Origin of the sequence: Mesobacillus jeotgali (genome assembly GCF_031759225.1) — a bacterium.
Classification (GTDB): domain Bacteria; phylum Bacillota; class Bacilli; order Bacillales; family Cytobacillaceae; genus Mesobacillus; species Mesobacillus jeotgali_B.
Map to the genome: position 1 here is coordinate 2,788,050 of NZ_CP134494.1, position 23,513 is coordinate 2,811,562.

Annotated in this window: 21 protein-coding genes; 5 read left to right on the plus strand and 16 right to left on the minus strand. The window is 33.7% G+C overall.

Going from position 1 to position 23,513, the window contains the following annotated elements:
• Positions 1-148 precede the first annotated feature (148 nt).
• Together RH061_RS13995 and RH061_RS14000 are read left to right on the plus strand one after the other, a co-directional pair.
• A complete protein-coding gene (locus RH061_RS13995) occupies positions 149-1,042 on the plus strand; it encodes an HNH endonuclease (RefSeq protein WP_311071020.1) in 894 nt (297 codons plus the stop codon).
• A 17-nt stretch (positions 1,043-1,059) separates the two neighbouring features.
• Entirely contained in the window at positions 1,060-1,485 is a 426-nt protein-coding gene (locus tag RH061_RS14000) for a hypothetical protein (protein WP_311071022.1), read from the plus strand.
• An 18-nt stretch (positions 1,486-1,503) separates the two neighbouring features.
• Here RH061_RS14000 and RH061_RS14005 read toward each other — a convergent pair whose 3' ends face one another.
• The 4 genes from RH061_RS14005 to RH061_RS14020 form a co-directional block, all read right to left on the minus strand.
• Positions 1,504-2,007 carry a hypothetical protein gene (locus RH061_RS14005; RefSeq protein ID WP_311071024.1) on the minus strand — a complete coding sequence of 168 codons (504 nt, stop codon included), beginning with the start codon at positions 2,005-2,007 and terminating at the stop codon, positions 1,504-1,506.
• Positions 2,008-2,028: 21 nt separating this feature from the next.
• On the minus strand, positions 2,029-2,538 hold the full coding sequence (radC, locus tag RH061_RS14010; RefSeq protein WP_311071025.1) for a RadC family protein: 510 nt from the start codon (positions 2,536-2,538) through the stop codon (positions 2,029-2,031).
• An 86-nt stretch (positions 2,539-2,624) separates the two neighbouring features.
• Positions 2,625-3,257, minus strand: coding sequence for a hypothetical protein (locus RH061_RS14015; RefSeq protein WP_311071027.1), 633 nt, complete (start codon positions 3,255-3,257; stop codon positions 2,625-2,627).
• A gap of 88 nt (positions 3,258-3,345) precedes the next feature.
• Complete coding sequence (locus RH061_RS14020) at positions 3,346-3,966, minus strand: hypothetical protein (RefSeq protein ID WP_311071028.1); 621 nt, start codon at positions 3,964-3,966, stop codon at positions 3,346-3,348.
• A 103-nt stretch (positions 3,967-4,069) separates the two neighbouring features.
• On the opposite strand from RH061_RS14020, the gene RH061_RS14025 reads away from it, so the two are divergent.
• Entirely contained in the window at positions 4,070-4,861 is a 792-nt protein-coding gene (locus RH061_RS14025) for a hypothetical protein (RefSeq protein WP_311071030.1), read from the plus strand.
• A gap of 103 nt (positions 4,862-4,964) precedes the next feature.
• Here the strand turns inward: RH061_RS14025 and RH061_RS14030 are convergent, their stop codons facing one another.
• Genes RH061_RS14030 through RH061_RS14050 form a run of 5 tightly spaced genes read right to left on the minus strand, consistent with a single transcriptional unit; the run spans position 4,965 to position 13,479 of the window.
• Positions 4,965-5,483 carry a hypothetical protein gene (locus RH061_RS14030; RefSeq protein WP_311071033.1) on the minus strand — a complete coding sequence of 173 codons (519 nt, stop codon included), beginning with the start codon at positions 5,481-5,483 and terminating at the stop codon, positions 4,965-4,967.
• A gap of 33 nt (positions 5,484-5,516) precedes the next feature.
• A complete protein-coding gene (locus RH061_RS14035) occupies positions 5,517-7,409 on the minus strand; it encodes a DrmB family protein (protein ID WP_311071035.1) in 1,893 nt (630 codons plus the stop codon).
• A gap of 2 nt (positions 7,410-7,411) precedes the next feature.
• A complete protein-coding gene (locus RH061_RS14040) occupies positions 7,412-10,915 on the minus strand; it encodes a helicase-related protein (RefSeq protein ID WP_311071036.1) in 3,504 nt (1,167 codons plus the stop codon).
• Between the two features lie 15 nt (positions 10,916-10,930).
• Complete coding sequence (locus RH061_RS14045) at positions 10,931-12,472, minus strand: DISARM anti-phage system protein DrmE domain-containing protein (RefSeq protein WP_311071039.1); 1,542 nt, start codon at positions 12,470-12,472, stop codon at positions 10,931-10,933.
• Positions 12,469-13,479: a hypothetical protein gene (locus RH061_RS14050; RefSeq protein WP_311071040.1), complete on the minus strand. Its 1,011-nt coding sequence runs from the start codon at positions 13,477-13,479 to the stop codon at positions 12,469-12,471. Before RH061_RS14050 ends, RH061_RS14045 begins: the two co-directional genes overlap by 4 nt.
• 378 nt (positions 13,480-13,857) lie before the next feature.
• On the opposite strand from RH061_RS14050, the gene RH061_RS14055 reads away from it, so the two are divergent.
• Positions 13,858-14,274 (plus strand): hypothetical protein, encoded by a 417-nt coding sequence (locus RH061_RS14055; protein WP_311071041.1) that lies wholly within the window; start codon positions 13,858-13,860, stop codon positions 14,272-14,274.
• A gap of 158 nt (positions 14,275-14,432) precedes the next feature.
• Here RH061_RS14055 and RH061_RS14060 read toward each other — a convergent pair whose 3' ends face one another.
• The 6 genes from RH061_RS14060 to RH061_RS14085 all read right to left on the minus strand — a co-directional run bounded on the left by RH061_RS14060 (position 14,433) and on the right by RH061_RS14085 (position 20,525).
• Positions 14,433-15,173, minus strand: a complete 741-nt coding sequence (locus RH061_RS14060) for a hypothetical protein (protein WP_311071043.1) — start codon at positions 15,171-15,173, stop codon at positions 14,433-14,435.
• Between the two features lie 715 nt (positions 15,174-15,888).
• Positions 15,889-16,077, minus strand: coding sequence for a hypothetical protein (locus RH061_RS14065; RefSeq protein WP_311071045.1), 189 nt, complete (start codon positions 16,075-16,077; stop codon positions 15,889-15,891).
• A 470-nt stretch (positions 16,078-16,547) separates the two neighbouring features.
• Complete coding sequence (locus RH061_RS14070) at positions 16,548-17,069, minus strand: GNAT family N-acetyltransferase (protein ID WP_311071048.1); 522 nt, start codon at positions 17,067-17,069, stop codon at positions 16,548-16,550.
• A 117-nt stretch (positions 17,070-17,186) separates the two neighbouring features.
• Positions 17,187-19,130, minus strand: a complete 1,944-nt coding sequence (locus RH061_RS14075; protein ID WP_311071051.1) for an insertion element protein — start codon at positions 19,128-19,130, stop codon at positions 17,187-17,189.
• Positions 19,123-19,374: a hypothetical protein gene (locus tag RH061_RS14080; protein WP_169187968.1), complete on the minus strand. Its 252-nt coding sequence runs from the start codon at positions 19,372-19,374 to the stop codon at positions 19,123-19,125. Before RH061_RS14080 ends, RH061_RS14075 begins: the two co-directional genes overlap by 8 nt.
• Before the next feature lie 806 nt (positions 19,375-20,180).
• Entirely contained in the window at positions 20,181-20,525 is a 345-nt protein-coding gene (locus RH061_RS14085; protein WP_311071055.1) for a hypothetical protein, read from the minus strand.
• A gap of 600 nt (positions 20,526-21,125) precedes the next feature.
• Between RH061_RS14085 and RH061_RS14090 the strand changes: the two genes are divergently transcribed.
• Positions 21,126-22,217, plus strand: a complete 1,092-nt coding sequence (locus RH061_RS14090) for a hypothetical protein (RefSeq protein WP_311071056.1) — start codon at positions 21,126-21,128, stop codon at positions 22,215-22,217.
• An 85-nt stretch (positions 22,218-22,302) separates the two neighbouring features.
• Here RH061_RS14090 and RH061_RS14095 read toward each other — a convergent pair whose 3' ends face one another.
• On the minus strand, positions 22,303-23,445 hold the full coding sequence (locus tag RH061_RS14095) for a tyrosine-type recombinase/integrase (protein ID WP_311071058.1): 1,143 nt from the start codon (positions 23,443-23,445) through the stop codon (positions 22,303-22,305).
• Positions 23,446-23,513: the final 68 nt, after the last annotated feature.

The window sequence follows — 23,513 nt, forward strand, 5'->3', positions numbered from 1 at the left end:
TCAACTAAGCTGCTCAATTTATATAATACATGAAAAATATAATGATAAAAAATATTTTTAATTCAGGGTGTTTACCCTGTAAATTCCGGTTGACCACCCTGTATCTTTTGTTATATACTTTAGATAACTCAACAAGGAGGTCTTGTAAATGTCATTATTCACAAAAGATTTATTAAGGTATTATGGTGCAACAATCGGAGCGTACTCCCCTGTAACAAAGCGTGAAGCCACTGGAGACAAAAGTGTAACTTTAGATTCACATGAAAAAAATGTTATCTTTTCCGTCTATAATCCAACTTCATTTGCGAGAAGAGGAGGAGCTACTTCAGTTATTTCTCCTCAAAAAGACTTCATTGTTCATTATCCTGATAATACAACTACACGAGTTTCCTTGCCTGTTGTATATCCAAAGAAGCAGGGAAATGAGCTAAGATTATATTTTAATCGCGGAGTCTTTGAAGCAAATCCAGATGATATTTGGTTTATCTTTGTAAAACCTGAAGACGATATTCCGCATATTGGATCAATGCGTCCTGAGGAATGGGCTGAGAGGTCTATACACATTGACCCTGAAAGCATTGTCTTTAAAAAACAGTTGAACCTTGATGATGAGGATGATATTTTCCAACAAGAAATTGGTGCTGCTGCTGTAAAATTACCAAGAACTTCATCTTCATTAAAATATCCTCGAGATCCCAAAGTTGCGTTGACCGCATTAATGAAGGAGGAATTTCAGTGCGAAGGTAATCCAGAACATGAAACATTTGAAAGTGCATCGGGAAAACCATACATGGAGGCGCATCACCTGATCCCAATTAGCTTGCAAAGTAAATTTGATGCGAGTCTCGATGTAGTAGAAAATATCGCCTGCTTATGCCCGGGAGACCATAGGTTAATTCACTATGGCATTGGTGAACAAAAGGTTGAACTTCTATACAAACTCTGGAACAGAAAAAAAGAAGGACTAAAGAGAAGAGGAATTGTCATTGGATATGAAGAATTCCTTTCAATTTATATCCAGAGCAAGCCAAACTCAAACTAAATAAGGTGGTGTGTTCAGTGGAAAAAAAGCTTACACAAACTTCTGCTAAAGCCCATCAGAGAACTGACACCGAAGACAGAGCAAAAGAGTATAAAAATTGGCACAGACAATTAGACCGAGGTCTATATATGCTTGATGTTGATGCTATTGAATGGCGTTATAGAAAAGGTAAATTAGTACCAGTTGCAGTTATGGAATTAACCCGAACAGACAGTGATTTTCCAATTAACCAGAAATACTTAAATGCCATCGTAAATAGATTTGAAAACAGGGACTTGCAAGCCAAAAGTGCTCGCTTGGTTGCAGAAGCATTAAATGTTGAAGCATATATCGTCCTCTTTAGATATAATTGCAAGGAATTTCACCTATATAACTTAACCAGAAACGGTCCCTGGGTAAAATTTAACGAAGATAAAATGGAAGAATTTTTGAAATCACTATAGAGCTACTTTAAACTCAAATTAAGAAGCCGAGCCAGGTGGCTCGGTTTCTTTCTTCTCGCAGATATTCATTAACTTTACAAGACTTTCGAACATAGCATCTGCTGTATGAGTATTAAGATGTTCTACAGTATTAACAGGAATTCCTTCCTCATCATATTCAACTACCCACCAAGTTTTATCTCCATCAAAGCTATAGGTGAATAAGTAATATCCGGAGCTTATTGGTATTTCCCCCGCAGAACACATTCCACCTGTCTGTACCATAGTAGCATCAATTCCAGTTTCTCTTAATCGCGCAACCATGTTGTGTTCTTCTGCTACACTTTCAATTAATTGGATAGCAGAATAACATTTGTCACAAAATGTAATGGCATTTCCCTTTTTTAACGGTTGTTCCTTTTGAAGTTCTCTCCAAATCTCGCTATTTACATTGTAGGAACCGCTATTAAACTGAGGTCCATGGCACTTAAAACAAATAACACCTGCTGAAGGAGTCCATACTCCATATTTAGCTAGTGGCATATTATATCCCCTTTTCCTAAATTATAAATAACCCTTTTCCTTAAGTGATACAAATCTATCCGATCCAGTAATTAAATGGTCCAATAAGTCAATTCCGACAATTTTACAAGCTTCATTTAATCTTTTAGTAACCTCAATATCTTCTCTGCTTGGTGTGGGATCATTACTCGGATGATTATGTGCAACTAATATTGATGCTGCATTGGATAAAATAGCTGGTTTCAAAACTTCTCTCGGGTGTACTAAACTAGCATTTAAACTTCCAATGTGACATACATTTACTGCGGTAGGTTGATTTTTAGTGTCCAAGCAAACGACCATAAAATATTCTCGATCAACGTCACTTAAGTGTTCTTTAAGCAAGGTAAAGGCATCTTCTGGAGATTTTACATTTCTTTTTGGATAAAGGAAGCTACTTTCTTTAATGACCTTTAAGCTGATAATATTGACTCTTTTTGCAGGTCGCTTTGCTAAATTGCCTTGGTCAAACAATTCCATTTGGTTATTATTTTCTGTAAAATATGCTCTCATTACTTTCCCTCCAATAAAATAGCCCTGATTAGATAATCAGGACTGAATATATTCAGAGGAATAATATATATTTGAATTTTGTTATTTTACTTACTCTTTATAAAATCACATTTTTTATTTAAAGGACACTCGTTACATTTAGGGGCGGGTCTACATATCGCTCTAGTAAAATCAATCAATCCGTAATTATATTTCCTATTGTCACTAATTGGCGTTAATTTTTCAGCAAATTGAATAAACCATTTTTCTCGTCTTGTTTCTGCATGTGTTTTAAAGCCGAAATAACGTCCATATAATCGAACTACGTTGCTATCTATTATAGTATCCGGGATACCTAAATGAAACGAGCGAAAAGCGGCAGAGATGTATGGTCCCACACCTGGTAAGCCTAATAATTCTCTTTTATCTATTGGAATATGTTTCTCATTAAATATTACCGCTAACTTCTGCAACTCAACTTGCCTCTTAGGTAAACCTAATTTACAAAATATTAAAGAGAAGTCATCATCCAAATAACTTTTAGGAGTAGGGTACTTATTAGAGAACTCTTCATAAACCGGAACTACTTGCTCTGCTCTTGTTCTTTGTAACATTACTTCCGCTACTAAGGCATGCCACATGTTTGACGTAGATCGCCAAGGAAAATCAACGAAATTAGTTTCTTCCCACTGTAGTAAAGTTATTATAAAGAACTCGGATTTGCCAAAGGGAATTTCCATGTACCCTCCTGTTATTAAACTCTTTTATTCTTCCTTTTTCCCCTTGAAATATGGCTTAAACGATAAAAGTTATTACAAGAAATATATATTAAATGTAAACTATATAAACCTTATCCTTACTAAGTTGTAGTGATTCATTTTTAGGGTTACTAAGTATCTCAACTTTTTCATGTAGCTCTTTCATATCTTTGGATTGAAGAAATTTTCGTGTTGCAAGATCGGTGGTATTCCCTATGCTATAAATACCTAAAAACTTATAATACTCCATATTATTTAAATCTGTTAATTTCTTTTTACCATATAAAAGGCTCTCGATATCTTGCTGCATCTTATACCTTTGCTGCCTTCCAAAAACATTTCCATTATTCAAGGGCAAATTACATTTAATTTCAGCAAGGATTTTATATTTATCATTTCTTATATCAAATCCATTAGTATTAGGTTTTGTTGCAAGTATTATGTCCATTGTTTCCTGATATGAAATTAGATCTATTTTAAACTTTTCTTTAATCCAATCGAAAAACTTAATAGTAGTTTTATAGGTTAGAATATCATTAATGTTCTTAATCGCAACCTTCAGTTCAATAAAATCTTTATCAGTTAAATTAGAATATAAGTCTACATCTGAATTTGCTATTCTGCACCAAAAGTTATTAAAACTATCCTTCAGTAATACTTCTCGGTTGTATATATCTAACTTGTTATTCATCAAATTGCCCCCTTTAATTTTTCGGTAATACTCCAAATACTACTTGAAACAATTAGTGTGGAAGATTAAAATTTAATAAAAGTAATTATTTAGGAGCTATATAATGACAAATTTTCAAATACCCCCTCCCGAACAGTGGGAAAAATTTGAACAACTCTGCCATTCACTTTGGTCTGTTGTATGGAAAGATAGAGACGCCTCTTTACATGGTCGAAAAGGGCAGAAACAATTTGGCGTAGATGTATATGGTTCCCCATATGGTGGAAAGGAAATACATGGTGTCCAATGTAAAACTAAAGATTTTATCCACACTGATGGAAAAGTGACGCCATCAGAACTTAGAGAAGAAGTAAATAAAGCTAAAAATTTTAAACCTCCACTAAGTCACTTTATACTAGCTTATACTGGTCCATCAGATACTGTTCTTCAAGAGGAAGAGAGAAAAATCAATCAAGAACATGAAGTACAGGGATTATTCAAAGTTAAGGTTATGTCATGGACGGAGATAAAGAATCTTCTATGTAAAAACCCATTGGTTTTTAAAGAACACTACAAAGAATTATTTCAAATTTTTAAGGATGACACAACAGATCCAACAGAATTTCTAAAGATACATTTAAAAGAGTTAATGTTAGAATTAAAAAAGTTAAAGTTCAATGATGTATTGGCAGATATTCACCAGTTTCCCGTTAAAGGGCTTGAATTACCCTCGGATATCCAGCAGAAATTAAGCCCTACTTATAGAATAAAATTCCAAAAAATAGCTTCTTCTATAAAACAGCTTGAATTGGATCCCTCTGTATCATGGTTAGAACAAAAAGAGGCACGTACATATAATTTATTTCGCATTAAAAAGCAAATAAACGAATTTATAGATGAGCTATCAATTTTATAAATTAAATACCTAGAGATAAGTATAAAAGACCAGGAATGATATTAGTACTCCTGGTCTTTTACATATTTATTTGGAAACCAACAAAATAAATTAACTAAAATCTTTAATAGCCAATTATTAGAATACCTTTTAAAGGTAAAGTTAATCTGCCACTTGCATAAAGCGCATTGAAAAAATTTAATACTTTTTCGAAGTCTTTGCTAGTTGAACTTACAGTCGTATAAACTTTTCTGACTGCAATTACTAAATAATCAACATTGTGCATTAGACACGCCTGGAATAAATCTTTAAGAAATTGGTAGTTTGCAACTCCCCTACCTGCCTCAACTTCAAGTACAGTTTTTAATTCGGGATTATATGCATCTGCTGCAAAAGATTTTTCCAGCTTTCCATTAAGTCCAAATAGGACTGGAACGTTAATTTTATCTACCTTTTTTTTACTAACTTCGACACGATATCCTTCTTTAAGGAAATCAATCGATAGAAATTTGAGCACTTCATCACTATTGTATGTATAGGTACTCGAATCAAATTTTTCGTGATACTTGTTAAATATTTCAGTACAAGTTTGTAAATGCTCAGGAATTTGATTTGATTTCGGAAAATATTGCCAATTTATCATATAAAACCTCCAAACAAAATAACACTCATTTACTTAATTAAAAAAACCTATTTTATTTGTTTGTAAATCTCCAATTATCAATGCACGATCTAAGAATCGATTAAATTCTTCACAAGCTGTTTCCGGAACTAATGTGCAGTTGTGGCATGCAGCAAGGTTTGCTGAATCTGGTCCCTGTCCACCTTGAGAACCAATTTCCATACATACGGGATCTGCAGTACACCATCTTGCATTTTCAATAGCTTTTTTAATTACTGCTTCCAAATAACCTGGTTTAGCCATTTTTACAAGTCCACCCATTGTCCCGTCAGAATCACCTGCTGCTGTATAAATAAGCAATCCATTCATACTTTCTTGGGTGTGATTGGAAACATATAATCTTTCTCTTAATGCAGCTGTGCTATATCCGCAATCAAAAGTTAATTGATTAATCAATAGATGTGCTAGAGTATGAATTAATACATATCTAGGGGATATTTCTTTATATTCAATTCGTCCTTGTGAATATAGATCATCAAATTTATCTTGTAATGGTTTTATTCTTTTAAGTACTTCCGTATTCTGCTCCCAATCGCATAATTTTTTTTCATCAAGCTTTAAAAATATACCTTCACCATAAACTTCATATGCTGGCAACCAATTCTCATCTTGGGAACTTAAATTAGTTTGCCTAAGCATATTCTTTAATTCATCAGTGCTTAAACCATTTTCACTTATAACTCTAGTGAAACCCGCAAGAACCCTAGTTTCTTTTAGTTTCTCAACTAAAAACACATCAGAAAAAAAATCAGATACATCTTTCTTATATTCTTTCATTGCAAAACTTTTTATTTTCAAATTATGCTGGTCTGTTGTTTCGGTTAGTACTTTATATTCTTCATAACGAAGTTGGTGCTCGTATCTAGTTTCATTTATTTCTAATTCATTTGGTTTGAACTCGGCATCCAATCTGCTCAAAGCCTCTTTTAACAAACTGTCAGAATATGGTTTCAGTTCTCTTTTCGCGAGGTTCCTTAGCTTTTCAACTTTCTTTTCATTAGATAACTGAACTTCGTTAAGAAGCCCGAGAAAGGTCTGAAAGGTTTCTGTTTGAAATATATCTATAACTTCTTCAACTTCCTTCTTATTATCTCCTGGTATATAAATCGCACTTTTTACCTTAGCAAAATAAAGATTAGATGCATTCCGAAGTGTTGCTCTTAAATGATTTGAACAAGGCTCACTGTCTTCAGTACCTAACCATGGACGTTTTCCCTGACATGTAAATACTATATCTTTGTTCTTGTCTAAGTTTTCACTTAAAAAAGTAGTACCGTTTGGAGAAGCAGAAGTAACTCGCATTAGACTCCTCGGAGAAATACCGCATTCGCATTTAACAACCATTGAGGATAAGCCTGTACCACCCGTACTTTCTAGATACATAGGTTGTTTACAATTAGGGTTCACTTCTGCATGAACCCACTCCCTCCAAGGAAAATCTTGCAAATGACCATGTTCACACATAGCTACGTACGGAACCTGCACTAGATGATTACTGTTACCTTTCTTTTTACAAGACGGACATTCTAGTCTGTTTGAACTCACATGAAGTTTAAATTTTTCTAACCGACCACAAAAGCGACAATAATGCCACTGGGGAAATCGTAAAAAGGGGACGTTTAAATACAAATTAATATCTAAGTCAGATTGTCCTTTAACACGAAAATCGGGTGGCAATCGAAAATGGGATACATTTAAGAGCCTTTCTAAGCGCCATTCACGAATTTTATAATGATCCAAATCAGTATTTTCATATGTTCCGTAATAATCTTTATACCAATGGTCAACTCCGGCGCAAATTACGGACACTCCCTCTTTTGTTACTGTTAATGCTCCCGGACCAAACGGAGCAATCAACTGAGCGCGACGTACTGGTATTTCTACCATCCTTAGTCCTCCTCTATATCTAAGTATAGGTCTGTTATCTTACCCTTACATTGGGCATCCACATTCCTCATGGACATCATTGTAGCCCACGAAAGGCGTTTAGCTTTACTGTCTGCATATTGACCTGCGACCCTTAATAATGGATAATCGTCCCCATCAGGATTTCCGCTCCATCTAAGCGGCTCATAATTTCTCCATTCTCTTTTTCTTTTATTAAATACGCTTTTTACACTCTCTAGTTCAGCTTTATCGACTTTTTTAACTCGCTCTAGAATAATATGCTCAATTTCAGAGAGTAGATCTTCTGGAAAAGGTCTTGGTGAAGTAATGTTATGCTTTTCGCCAGTTTGGCGAACATACGCTACCATCACAGCATGCAGAGCACGATCTATTACTCTTGGTGAAAATGGGGTGACACTAGTTGGCTCCACTTGTGCATATAACATTTGATGATAACTGCGAAATTTCTCAAAATGAGAGCGGTCCCTAGGTTTAGTTGCACTATATAAGGTTACTATTAATCCTGGTCTTTCGTACCAGCGTCTACCAACACGTCCTGTAACTTGTATATACTGAGCAGTTGTCTTGGGTTGACCGGTGACCGACATAAGGGAAAGACGATCAATATCTACTCCAACCTCAATAATATTAGACGCAAGACTAATATCGATTACTTTTCCTGTATCATCATATTTCTGCTTCAATTTATCGATTGCAACGGAGACTTCGTCATTAGAAAGCCTTGAAGTTAATTCTTCTATTCTTCTTAACCTTCTAATTTGATCAAAATTAATACCAAAGCGATTCCTTAATACTTTTAAATGGTTAGGAATATCTGAATGCATTAAAGTTATTGTAGTTCCTAATTCTCTTAAACTATTAAAAAATAGAAGTAAAGTCCACCAAGGGTCTCTTTCTTTATCTGGAAGTTGCATTGGTGTCTGTAATAATGTGGTAAGCGCTCTTACCTGCAATGTTTGCATTGATCCTAAAATAGGAGTATTTATCCCAACGTATTTTCTTCCAGGCATAAGTTCTCCATTAGTGTCAAGTGCGTAAGTTGCAAAAAATGAGTCTTCCTCGTTTAATCCCGGGGAAGGGAAGAGTCTAATCTGGTCTCTTGCGTATAAAGCACTAACTTGTTCCTTATACCTTCTGATTGTTGCTGTTGAACAAACAATTTTAGCTCTATGATTTCTAGAAAATCGTCTGTCAGTGCAAAACTCATCTATAATTGTTTCGAAAAATCCTGTTAAAGATCCCAATGGACCAGAAATCAAATGCAACTCATCCTGAATAATCAATCCTGGGGGTGAAAGTTCTCTTCTACCTTCTTCATTAATTCCAAATAGAGACCTGATATCTGAGTTCCAGGCAAGCATTGCAAATTTGTCTACAGTACCAATAATAAATGTAGGTCTTTCCTTATAAATTTCTTCATCAACAATATAGACTGGTAGAGCTTCAAAGAAAATACAATTTTGATCTGGGCAATGAGTTATCACTTTATCAACAAGACCTTTGTAACCTAAAAATGCAATTTTATTTTTAGGTTTTTTTTGATATGACTTTACTTTACTCTTTGAAGTTTTTACCTTGTATTCACCAAGCTTCGCACCACACCATGGACAAGTATTTAAAATAAAAGGATTATTTTCTGTCTTTCCACTTTTAATCTTCTTTAAAGATTCTAATGCTTTTTTGTTACTATTTGGTGTTGTATCGCTTCCCAACCAAATACCTATCGAAAACTCTCGTGGACCTAGTAATTTTACGTTTTGTCTTCGTAAAAACTCCATTGCACAAATCAATCTTGATGTCCTTTGAAATTGATCTGCAGTTAATAACCTCAGTGTGTATCGCATTATTACATCAACGCCCGCATCGTTTTTATCTTTAATCCTTCTCATGAACATTGAAAAGGCTGCTAGCCCTAAGTATGCCTCTGTTTTCCCACCACCAGTTGGAAAAAATATCAAGTCCACTATTTCTCTTTCTTTTGATTCTTTTTCTCCAGCGGAATGAATGGACATCAATAAAAAGGCTATCTGGAAAGCTCTCCACTTGCCTTTAGTACCAGGTAAATGATCCAAATCCGGCTCTTTATAAGGAGTATGGAAAATAAGGGTATCATCCTCAATTATGCCTTCTCTTTGTTCACCTGAGATTTGTTGTAATAAAACTGAATGATTTGCAAACCTGAATGCAGTTAAAGCATTTGCATTTGTTTTTAAATATTTTAGCCCATTTTCCATTCTATCAGCGGTTTGGGAGCAGATGTTCAAGTTTTCATATGCTACCTTATGAAATTTCGGATCAAGTAAAACTACACTTTCGGTTTGATTTTCAATCCACTCACGATACAATTCGATAATTTCCTCAAGGTCCTCAAAACCTTCATTGCCAGTTTCTAAGCCAGCTAATTGCTTCATTGAAACTTCTATTCTTGTACCGTCTTTACGCTTAATATCTGGGGTCATACTTCTCGTTTCATATGTAGGAAGGAATTCAGTTTTAACATATTTAACCTTTTCACCTTTTTGGACATCTCCCCAGTCAGCAGCACACCCATGACCAATGGCAAAGGTTTTTAAATTACGATATAACATTGCTATTGACTTTTCTTCGTCATCCAAATTATTAAAGTTTTCACTTTCTGGATAAGCAAGGATACATGATTGGTTTTCAGGATCATCTATCGTTACAATAAATTCTGCTTGGAATAGACAATTACTATCTATTTTCCCTTTCGCTTCTCCATCTGTTCGATTAGTTAATCCTACTGTCAAAAGCCTTGTGCCGTCGTTTTGTGGGCGTGAGACAACTTTAACATCTAACTTAAGGCTCTCAATAGAATCGATCAATATTGCAGTACAGATTGTATTTTCAAGAAGATCCTTTCCAGAACATAAAAACATCCCTTCTACAGGTACACGCAGCCACCATTCTCTCTCCTTTTCATTAATTCCAATTTTTTTTGGAACATACCGTCCCCCTTTTACTCTAATTATTAACTTGGATTCAGATGTAATTTTTCCTTTAAAACTTAGCGCCATACTATTAGGCTTAAAAGAATTGGCAGGTGAAATATCAAATTCTTCTGAAGCATCTTTTAGTTTATCCGTTTGTCTTTTTTCTATTTTTTCTAATGACTTTTTATCTACAAGATTTTCATTGTCGTCTTCAACTTCAGTTTCTATTTTTGATTCTAGATCTTCTCCAGAAACTTGACCGGTAGGGAATAGTATAGCCGTTCCATATCGAGCTAATGGTGTTCCACGTTGAATGATTTCCTGCCCTGAATCTTTCTGGATATAAGGTCTATAAGCAACCTCTTCTTTTTCAAAAGATATATCACCTGAACAATCTATTTCTTCCCCCTCAAAAGGCTCCATCCCAATAAATTCTTTCTTAAGTGAATTAATCAGCAGTTCACGATTTTCTATATTTTTTTCCCTCAACCTAGATAATGGATCTATAGTTTCTTTATCGCTGATAAGACTCATATGTAACCTCCTAATTTAAACTGCTATAATTTCTCTTAATTTACTTATTGGTAATTTGTATTGTTGATCAGATATAAACTCTACTCGAAATGCCGTAAAAGAAACATCTTTTTCATCAGGAAGATTAAACAGGTGTTCACCTTTAAGTTCTAATGCTGATAAATCAGTACTTTTTATTTGGGTCACTAGTTTAGCTCTGATTAATTTCCCTGCATCTAAATGGGCTTTACGTAAGAGTTTCGCTACTTTAATATGTTTCGATTCTTCATCTTGCAATTTTACAAATTTCAATATTGCTTTGAAATCGCTTTCTAAAGCGGGCATAATTGTTTCCTCTGAAACCCAGTTTCGAATATTTGTATCTACTGGATTTTTGACTCCTAACTTTTTTAAAGCTCTTTGAACAGCTTCTATTCCATTTTTTACAACTAATTTTTTAAGTCTATTTTTCCATTTCAAATTAAATTTCCTGAATGTTAATGCACCCGTCCCAATAATTTCATCGGCTTTTATACGTATTAAGTCTTGTTTGGTTCCAGTTCGAATTAATATGTAAGAACCCTGCTCTAACTCATTTATTGAAACTTTACCTACAGTAAATCCATCTGAGTCTGAATAAATAGAAAATATATTTTTTACAGGAAGAGACTCTAAAAATATCCCCTTTCCTCCGCTCAAAAATACTAATTTAGCTTCAACATTCTCTTCTTCATTGTCAAAAAGGCTTAACTGTCCTAAATTCATGTGTTTTTCAACAAAACCGTAGTCTATTGTTCTCTCAATATTAGTGTCTAAAACTATATCATCCATAACATTAGTTACGGAAAATTGATCATCGAATCTCAGAGTCCGTCCGGAAAATATAGAAGACTCTGCAGAAATGATTTCTGCCAAAGGTGGTGCTTCATAAAATTTTTGTTCCAACCATTTATACGTAATAGTGTGAATAACAGGTGCATGAGGACTATTGTAGATATAACTGGGAAACCAGCGACTTGGTCCAATTATGATTATCTGTTCAAAAAAAGTATTCGTTTTAAGTATTTGTGGACCTATTAACTTACACGTACTTTGTGAAAAACTTTTTTTAAAACCTCTAATAGTGGATTCGTAATCAGGCGTTCCCTTAAGTAATATTCCCGTGTTAGGTTTCACTCTAATTTTTTGTTCAATGTATTCTAATATTGGATTTTCAACCGAACGTACCAAATCATCAAAAGCGGCGTAACAAATTCGTAATTCATCAAGAATATTCGGAAAAAGATTGCAACATCTTTTATATAACAACTTTAATTTACCAGTTTCCAAAAATGAATTGCATTCCTTAAAAGATAAAAGAGAAGAGACTGAAAAAAAGCGATATTTACGGAATCCAGAAATTAAGTCATGAAGTATTGGTTCTTCAGCTAATTCTTCTTTGAAAATTACTTTTTCTAAACGAGTTAAAGCATTTGAAAAATTCCTCAAGTCAAGGTGTTCAAGCCTATGAAAATGCAGTCGATAATCTTTTGAAATTTCATAAAGGTTATTAACAGCTGCAAAAGATTTTATGCTCACTCTTGTGCCACCTCCCAATACATCATTTCTACTCCCATCGGTATATCGGTTTCAATATTTAATTGCTTTTGTTGTTTACTTGATAATAAATACTCTTCTTGTAAATGAAAGAGCGCATTTTGAAACTGCACTTCTGTTCTGTCTAATATTAAAATCCAATGTGTATTCTTCAACTGTTCTGCCCATCGCAAATAACTTGTTGCTCCATCAAAAATTGTAAAGGTGGAAGGTGACAAACTTCCAAAAGAATGATCCTTTGAACTGCTAGGAATTAAGGTACATTGGTATGACTCCTGCTCACCAACAAAATCCTTTATTCGTAGCAATTCATTAAGATTTGATGCTATGTATTCTCTTGTTGCAGGATCTAAGACTGCAATTTCTGTTTCAACTGCTTCCTCCATTACTCTCTTTTTTCTACCTATATAATAAAAATTTGATTGTGATAAGGTTAAAAGTCGGCTAATATCGTATCCAGCAAACCCCAATTTTAAAAATGGAGATTGTTTAACTTCTTTACCTTGAGGGTTCTGGGGAAGTTTATAGTCTTTGTTTTCAGCAATTTGTACTGAAAGAGCTTGTTTTCTATTTAAAAGTTCAGTTAAACTTCGTGAACTCCCAGTACTGGTATTCTGAATTGTTATTTTTAATCTTTCTTCCCCTCCAACTGACTCTTTTCCACTAAAAATACCTCGGTAAATACGATCTTTTTTTCTATATATCACAGAGGTACCGACTTTTTGATTTTTAATGTCCTCGAAGTGATCGTTGATTACCTTTTCGTCTAATTCACTAGAAAGCATTGAGAGTATAGTACCTGCACCCGTAAAAACACCTGCATAATCCCTGGAGGGTAAGGTTAGAACCATCCTAGCAAAAATATTAGGGGAAAGGTTTGAATGGAACGTTTTTCCTAAATTAATAAAATAGTTAGACCATTCTGGAAGCGCAACCCACTTATTATTAATTTTTATGTATAGACGATCTAGGTTCTTTTCAGTGATCAAGTCAACACCACCTATCATTTTCCAATTATCTACCTTAATAATATCTTTTCCAAAGAAATCACAATGTCGAAATTAGTCGAAATAACATATTTATTTCCATATCTTTTTCATGAAAGTTAATCATCTGCTCTCTTTATCTGGCATTAATCACCAGAGTTAATCTACAATCCCTATCCTTTAATTTTTTTTACAAATTTGTAAGTAACGAACTGAAGAACTGTTCATCAAATACCGAAACTATGCCCTCTGATCAGTAGAGCATTTTTCTCCTGGAACAACTCAGGAAAATTCAAGTTTTAAAAAAAACAACAGTCTTGACATCTAAATCTGGGTCTTATAAAATAAAGATGTAAATTTAGATGTCTGGGGATTGGTGATTTGAATAAACGGCAAGAACTATTGGATTTTTTTTCTGAATATCCAAAGTACAATGGTTTTCGCAACAATAAATCATTTGAAGAAATCTATTATTGGCTTGGAGAACCCTGGCAAGTATATGAGATGGTAACTATTTGCAAGAATAAGAGACCAGCAATTGAAGCAGTTGCAAATAATCTAGAGTTTAAGTTTGGAGATAGAACGGATTTAAATATTAAAGAAGATTTTGTAAAACAAATGGTGGGGACAGCAATTAGACATATTTTGGGTTACTTTGGTTATGAACCAACTATACAAAAAACCTTTCTTAAAGGTAGCGCCCAGTGGTTCAGAAGTGGTATGCATTATCAATTTAATGAAAAATCACCTAGGACTAAAGAGTTACAATGGGAACCGAAAATAATACACAAAAACTAGCCATTAATAAATTATTCAGTAGAGTTTGAAATGAATTTAAAATACAGTTAAGATGGCTTGTCTAGCTAGAAATGCTTACAAGCCATTTATTTATAAATCTTTTGCTATTAAATCAAGAAAAATAGTGCTATAACTTATCCCTCTGGAAGGCTTTACTTTTATTTATTTTGTATTGTTCTTTTTGTATGAATAGCGGTTTCCTTTAATCCCTTATAGCTTAATGTTAATTTTTTACTTCTGGACTGACCAAAAAAAGGCGTAGACAAAAGAAATATTGTCCTACCCTTAGAGAATTGCCAAAGATATAAGCAATAGTGTTCATTATTACATTCCTCCAAAATCATAATGTTATATCTCTTTACTACCTCTCCAACAAACAGTGATTCATAACAAACTATTAGTTTCACTTTTTGATTGCTAGAAAGCGTGTTTAATATTAAATCAATTCTTTTAGGTAAGACCTCATCGTGATAATCTGTAATGGATCTCCAAAAATGTTTATAAGGCTCAATTCTCCCTTTGGAAGGTTTAGGCAACGGTAACAATTCGCACAAAAAATGATTACTATTTGTTCTGCCTAATTTTTTATAATTGAATATATAATTTTTGATTTCATGGCTATTATCGGAATTCAATAAAAAAACAGCCATATAATGCCATACCCTTTTTCCTTTAAATCCTTCTAACGGTAATTTGTATAGCTCCTCCCACACATAACGAAAATCCATTGCTAAATTAAATTCTGACCTAATTAACATGCTTTCTTCATGTTCAAGAGTTTTGTTATTACCATGAAATTCAGCCCCAGCTTCTTCAGTACCTACAAACCAGGTCATAGCGTTAGGATTACCATACCCTAACCAATTGTATAAACACTGGTTAATTAATGATTTATCCAATTTTATCCTCCTTACAAATCTTTTTTATAATTCTGGACCTTAACTCAAAATTAAAATTATATTCATTTTTAAGTAGATCTATACAGTATGTCACTTCTTCATGGGTTAAAAGCTCATGATTTTCGTTATATTTCTATTTGTATTCTGTTAAGAGGTTAGAATATGCTCATGATTCGTCTAGTTTATTGATTGTCCATAAAGGTTTAACTCAGCTTTGTTTCTTTTGTAGAGACAAGTTTTTTATGTCGGTCTCAAAATGGGTAATAAATCAATGTATTCAATAATTAGGTTAATAAAATTTCACCACAAATAAATTATTTTGTACTCGTCCCGAGTTAAAAAAGGAAAATTACCCTTATTTCTTGAATGAGTATTGCGGACAGAATGAGCCAGTTGTGCGGAGTTTTGATCCGCCGTTTGCGGACAATAGTGCCAGTGACTGCGCGTGAGTGAGCCACTTGTGTAGCTTATAAATGAGGTTTGTTCATAAGCACCTCCCAAACCCACATGTTACAATAAGTAATAAGAACCCAATTTGTCAAAAGATTGATCAAAATGGGTTCTTATCGAGCAGATATAAGATTGTTTTTTCAAAAAAAGATTGATTGTTTCGGAAAGCGAATATACTATAGCACCCAATATAGTAAGCAAAGAAATAATAAAAAATCTTAACCAACTATATTGAGGTCTATTCTTAATACTTCTGTTATTTTAGTTAACGTCCATTTTTGTCCCAGTCTTCATACGAATCAAAATTATGATTAGGATCTACAGAGTCTCTTCCAGCTTCCATTAAGCTGCTAGCACATCCTTTGCAGAAAGACTCACCTTCTACCAGTAATTCTGAATCGAGTTGATTTTTGGAGAATTCTCCTCCACACTCATTACAAATATACTTTTTCATAAGTTTCCTCCTTTTCCAATTTAAATAGCGCATCAAAATATTGATTATCCAGCAATAGTAATATAGCTTTTGATGAGTTACAATTATAATACATTACTCACATTATTCAGACAACTATGAATTTTTGTTCATTTATTTCTGTAAATTCAGTTTACACTGAACTACTTAAATATGTAAGTCTTTTACAACGAAAAACCCCTCTAGATAAAAAAATAACCCGTTCGGTTGAGAGGGAGAAAACGTAATTTAACATGTTAATTAACACTAGTTTTAGCAAGCGAATCAGCAATACAAATAACAATACAAAAAAAGGATCAGATTCAATTAACGGGTTCGGTTTTGAAGTAGAAAATTCAAATTAGAACCCCAATTAGCATTAATTTTAGTATCTGTATTATCATTAAATTAACAATAAAAAAAGCAGTGGAATTAGTTTTCCATTGCTTTTTACTTTATATGTCACTCAATTATCAACTTGGGATTAGTACCGAATTTACATCTTTCCATTCATAAATCACCAAACTCAATTCTTTTCCTTGGACTTCCGTTGTTGTTAATTCGTAAAATTCCGCACCCAATTTTTCATAGAAGAATTTTGATTTATTGTCATCTAATACTTCTACAAATATCCTTTGGTACCCTAATTCCTTTAACTTTGAGAATAATCTCTCGACTAATTTTTTTCCTATTCCTTGTCCTTGATATTCCTCGCTGATATATATAGAGGTTAAATCTCCCGAATTCTCGAATTGATTTGTTTCCCTTTTTCCCCCATCGGCAACTCCAACTATTTCACCATCGTTAGTTTCTGCAACATAAACATAATTGTCATCTCTTGATATGTTATTAATCCATTGTGGTATTCTTTTTTCGTAAGTCATTCTTTCTAAGAAAGAGTCTGGAATTATGTTTTTATATGTGCTCTTCCAACTATCAACATACACTCTCGCTATTGCTTCGGCATCTGACAATTTTGCTTCCCTAATATTCATACTTTCAAACCCTCCGTTTTAATGATTATTGTTTCATATCGCTTTTTACAGAATGTTAAATTAATTTTAACAGTTAATTATGAAATTAGGGAAGAAAACTGAAGAATTTATCCTTATCTACTGCATATAGATTATGTCCTTTATATTAAATTCTTTTTCTGCAATTCCTAACCTTTGTGCAGGAGTGCCAATTCTATCCTTTGTTTTATAAGCAAAACAAAAATTGTAATATGTTCGAAGGATGGTAAGAGCCATTTGAGCATACTTAGGATTGAAATTGGAATAGATATAACTTTTGCCATCGCCACGGGCAGTGGTCAATGGTCTTTCTAAGATGGATAATCTCCTCCGAATGTGTTGGATAAAGGTATTGGTCGCATTATCATTAACTTCCAGAATAAGATTAGCAATATCTTTTGGTTCAATTGATGACAGATTGGTTGTGCAATCTACCCATCTAAATCCTCTGTCAATAGTCGCTAAAGGATGCTCAATTGGATTATCCGCATATTCAAAATGGCTAGAAACCCCCGTGTTAATTTCTTTATGGAATTGATGGGTGTGGAATAGTTCCTCTAGTTTCAGGAACGCTAATTTCCTCAGAGACTTTGTATCATACCCAGAATTTAACCCCCAATTAACCAAATCCACCCTCGCTTGAACAAACTCTTCACGGGCTTGTTTTCTCGATTTCGTTTTATCCGTTTGGCAGAGAAAGTGATGGGCATCAGACAAGCGGAATTCTTTGGCGAATACTCGAAAAAGGGAAGTCACCAAAGAATTGTCTTCATCGGTCACGAAACGCCATTCAGAAGCCTTTATAAGTTGTTTGATAAGCCAGAAATGAGCAATCGTTGTATAAGTCGAATTGACGTGTAATCCATCCATATATCTCGCCCTGCGTTCAATCTTCTCTAAATCCTTCCGATACTCAACTTCTGTTTGTGTATCATTTTTTGATGGCGGCATTGGGTAATGAGAATACTTTGGAATACGAGCGTGTTTCTTGGCAAATTCATTTAAATGGTCCTCTTTCATAAGAACGGTATCAAGAGCAATATCCCCCAACGAAATATCCCAATCATATGCCACATCACTGCGGAACACATATCTTGAAAAGACATCAGCAGTAACCACGACACTGGTTGGAAACTGGCTTTCCTCCACATCATCATATTCGCTGCCGCCCATTCCTTTTTTGCGAACATTGTTAAGGAAATAGGTCATCTTATCAGTGTTTAACCACATTTCTTTAAAGTGCATCGTTTGAAGTGGTTTGGTCTCGTGTCGTTCCAAAAACTCCAAACATCTCCGATAAACAAATTCTAATTTGTTATAATATGTCCCACGCCCAATCTCCAAGATTTCACAAGCTCTTGTAATTGGAACACGGCTTAATAACAGTTTCGTAAACAGTGGTAGAACGTCACTTCTTTGTTGGTGATAGGTGATGGACTTTCTGCCGCTCGGTAAGACATTGGTGAACTTCTTGCACGATTTGCACTGCCATCGTTGCGATTTACCTGTGCTTTTCCCTTGTTTATAAAATCTTTTCGGTTCATTGAATGGGGTAGAGCCTTCGGAATTGCATCCTTCCTTATGAAACTGATAATCAGGCTCCAAATCTTGCACACTGTTGATTTGGATTAACCGTTCGATTTCTTGAGAAATTGACCAATTGGATAGAGTAACTGTATGGCACCCCAATGTGGCTAACTTGTTTGAATTAATGGGGGCGGGATTGCAATGAATGGTTTTATCCTTACCAGAACCCGATAATTTGTATCGGCTTGGTTTCCCTTTAGTTAGGAATTTTTCTTGCGGAAGCCCGTGCCACTTACAATAAGGGTTGGAGCAATAGTTATATTGGATTTGATGGATTTTTCCATTCCAATTGAAATCAATCGGCATAAACAACAAACCTTTGTGTTTTGTTCCGAACTGCTTTGGAGTCAAAACATTATAATCTTTAGCTCTTTCCGATATTTCTTCTGAAGAAACAGGGGAAGGAATAAAAACTAGATTATCTTCTTTGGTCGCCAATCGTTTTAATTTAGACAATTTTATCAGTCTCCACTAAATCCTCGATTTCCAATTGCTTCACAATCCGTCGATTATTACGTCTGTTTTCAATCCATTTTATAAAATCTTTATCATCTAAAATATTGAGCAGCAACATATCAACGACTTCGCTTTCACTATACTCCGTATATTCTGCGTAGGTCTTGACGATAGCTCGTACTCGTTCGGATATAAGCCAATCTACGTTTTCTGCTTTGTTGTTTTTGGGCTTTATAAACTTCAATTCTTATCGTCCTCCGTATTCTAAAATTGGTCATACAATTAGTATGTCCAATTAGCACACATTTTAACACAGTAATTGGAGACTGTCTGCTGGTCAGCAGACTTCTACCAATTGATATGCTAATTTTCATACGAATTTAGATAATAAACTAAGTAAAATGCCTATGTGTAAACAAATAAAAGAACTCCAATTCATATACGAATTAGAGTCCTAACTATATTACATATTTAATTTTTCTACCTTAATACCGAACCCGTTAAGATTCAATCTGATCCTTTTTCTTTGAATTTGCAGTCTACTTAAACTAAAGCACCCTTATGTTTAAGTACATTTGTTCACAAACTTAGATGTATAACAGGAATGCTGCACTTTTAGTTGGAATTAGAAGTGTTCTTTTTTACTCTTGAAATTACAAAATAAGCAACCAGATATATTAGGCACAAAAAGAGAAATACTATTAAAACTGAAAGTAAGAACTTATCTTGATGCCATACTGTTCCACAACATCTTATTCCATAAAAATAAGGTAAAGGCGGATCAATGTTAACTACTGTCAGCTCCACAAATCCTATTGGGAAACCTATAAACATAGGGAAACTCTCTTTTAACTCGTCATATGTTTTGATCATTTTTCCGTCAAAAAAAGCGGTAGAATAAACAAAAATGCACGATATAAGAAACATCAATGGTAGAACTACAAACTTTTTTAAAAAGGGTCGCATTTTTAAATCACCTCAAAAAAATCCCTAAAATATCTATGTATGATTATTATGCAAAACTGCTCCGATAGTTGAACAAGCGAGTATTTAATTTAAAGGTCCATAAAGGTCAAGCAATTTACCAGTAGTTGCATCAAAAACAACTGTTGGTTCATTCCCTTTAAATTTTATTGTGACCTCCCATTGCTTCCTATTTAAGAGCCTATACCAAAGCCCCTCCCTTATATTTAGTGTTGCGTTAACGTTATCAGGTCCTAATCCTTCTAACTCACTCAAATCCATCGGAGAAATAGAACTTCCCCATTCTTCTGATGGTTTTTGCATAAGTTCAACCGAGTGGACTACTGCTTCTCCTGTAACCATAGGATTCTGTTGATAGATATAAACAACCGATATAAAAACAATTAAAATAGGGACTATTATCTTTTTCATAAAACACTCTCCCCCTGTAAAAATACATAACCCTTGTTGAACATTCCTGCTTCGTTAGTTTAAGAACTATCTTTCACATACTCTCATTTTATTTTAACACAAATTCCCAATATGCCTTTAATAATGTTGATAAATATAGGGAGTCTTTATATATTCTTAAAGAACTAATAACAGAATTTACATCTGTTTTAACACATCTTTTATCAAGTGTACAAAAATTATTGTATGCTTGCGATTTAACATGCTAAAAGTGGTGCTAATTATTATGTTAAAAAGATGTAAATCATCAACAATGGTTGGTGTATCAACCAAAAAAAGAGGTGCGAATTAGCGTGCTAATTCCACCTCCAAATGCTTTGTTATTTCTGTTTTTCTCCCTTTCAACCGAACGGCTTAATAAAAAAACCAAGGGGGTAAAGATTCACAATTCTTATTATAAAAGAGGTTGTTCTTATTTATCTTGCTGGCTCTCCCATCCGCAAACAGTGGCTCTATCTTACGCAATCAATGGCTCAAAACTCCGCACAAGTGGCTCTCTTCATCCGCAATAATCATTCTTGAATATAAAATATATCTTCAATAGCATTGGAGGATAATACTATGTATTTCCTAAGAGATAATGATATAAAAGTTGGAACCTTATCATATCCTGATTTTTGCATTAAGGTTAATCAATTCTCAGGAGATTTATTCCAGGAGTTTTGTTATAGATTTTTTCATCTTACTAATACGGTTATTACTGCCACTAAATCAGTTGGAGTTAATGGTGATAAAAGGACAGATGGAATGTTAGGAACAGGAGCGTATTTAGCGTGTTTCGGTCCTGAGAAATACAGTAATTATGATGATATTGACGTGAAAATTAAAACCAAAATGAAAGAAGATTTTAATAACTTATTTCTTGAACATGAGGACTTAACCAGAATGGTTTTCATTACCAAAACAGATCGAGGAATGGGTCCAAAAACCATTGAAATGAAGAAAGAACTAGAAAGTGAAAGATACCAAAAACAATTATATAGAGAAAAAAACTGGATACACGAGAGAGAGATAGTAAAAATAAGGTATATGGATAAGATAAACATGTTTTATTATCTTTTACGTTTTGTTAAAGAAGAAAAAGATTTAGAATATTTATTTGACAACAGGATATCCTTTGAGAAAGCACCTGTAAAACTTACTCACCTTCTTGATGATCCCGCATTCATAAGGGAATGCCTGTATGAAACTTCAAGGAGATTCAATAAAAAAAATATCCACCACGGTATAATCCAAAGAGAGATATTCGAAATTGAACAGCTGATACAAACAAAGATCGATAGAGATAAAAGAAAATACAATGTAAATAATGCTGAAGATATTCCATATGAAGAATGGGGTATCGTTCAAGCGGAAGGTATGGAAGATTTCGATGTAGATTTTGATATTCCTCCGGGCTATCAATATTTATCCAATAAATATTACTTAACTCCTCTAGTATTATTAGAGCTACTGAAACGGATTAGAATTCAATTAATTACTTCAAAAGCTCAAATTCCACCTTTTTCTGAGGTATTTTCTAATACTTACTTTGAATATTTATATCGATTAGTTGTCTCAGAAACAGAAAGTTATATACAATTTGAAACACTAATGACAAAGGTCAGACCTAAAACAAATTTTTTCAAGGAAAGGCTAAAAGAATTAGAATGAAAATATTTTGAAGTAAAGGACACCATCATTCTATAGAGGTGTCCTTAACATATATTTCAGGTTTCCAATAGCCAGTATTGAAGACTCACAGGTCTTTTGAGAAAATTCCATCAATTTTTTTCGCGGTTTGTTTTTTCATTTCCATATCAGTGTGAGCATAAATATTTGCAGTTGTATTCAAATCAGAATGACCTAACCAGACTTGAATTTCTTTTAGTGACATTCCATTTTTTAAAAGGTAGCTAGCGGTACTATGCCTTAGATCATGAAATCGGATTTCTTCTAAATTATTTTCTCGAATGATTTTTTTAAACTTATGATTGAGATAATCCGTTTTTAATGGAGTTCCTTCATCCCAACAGCAAATATACCCGCCATCATTATATTCTTTACCAAATAATAGCTTGGATTTCTTTTGTTTCTTTTTCAATAATTTTAAATACTCTTCAATTTTCCTAATTAATGGTAAAGTTCTATAACTGCTTTCACTTTTAGGTTTTTTAGTCACAACTTTTTTGCCAAATTTCACTCTTGTCTCTTTAATTGTAATTGTCTTACCTTTAAAATCGATTGCATCCCATTTTAATCCTAATACTTCTCCCCTTCTTAAACCATAATGGGCAGCAATATAAACTGCGGATTCAATTGGAGTACCAACACAAACTTCAAATAACTTTTCTAATTGATCTACAGTATAGTATTTTGCCCTATATTTTTCTTTTTTAGGTAACACTACTCGATCTGCAGGATTGGACGATAATAATCCCATTCTAACAGCAAAGTCTAAGGAGCTTTTAAGATTTGCATGGTGCTTCCTTAGTGTATTCGGTGACAACCCTCCACTTTCTGGATTACTCTTATATTCGTAATACTTTTGGATATGAATAGGTTTTAACTCTTGAAGTGCTAAATTTTTAAAACTTTTTTCAAAATAGGGGATAAGATGTTTTGTTACGACTAATTCATAACTTTCCCAGGTAGTTTCTTCTACCTGGTTCACAATTACATTATTTAACCAGTCGGTAATAAAACTCGTAAATGTAAGTTTAATTGGACTTATAAATATATTGTTATCAATTTTCAATAAAGTATCTCTCAATACTTTTTCAGCGTCAGACTTTTTTTCACAATTCGTATTTATCCACTTTTGTTTTCTTTTTCCATTGTCGGTACCTATATCTACAATAATATACCACTTTTTCCCTCTTTTTCTTAAGCTTCCTTTCATTTTATACCCTCCTGTTTTTTAAAATAAAAATAAGCAGGGAAAAATCCCCGCTTATTTTTTGATAGTAA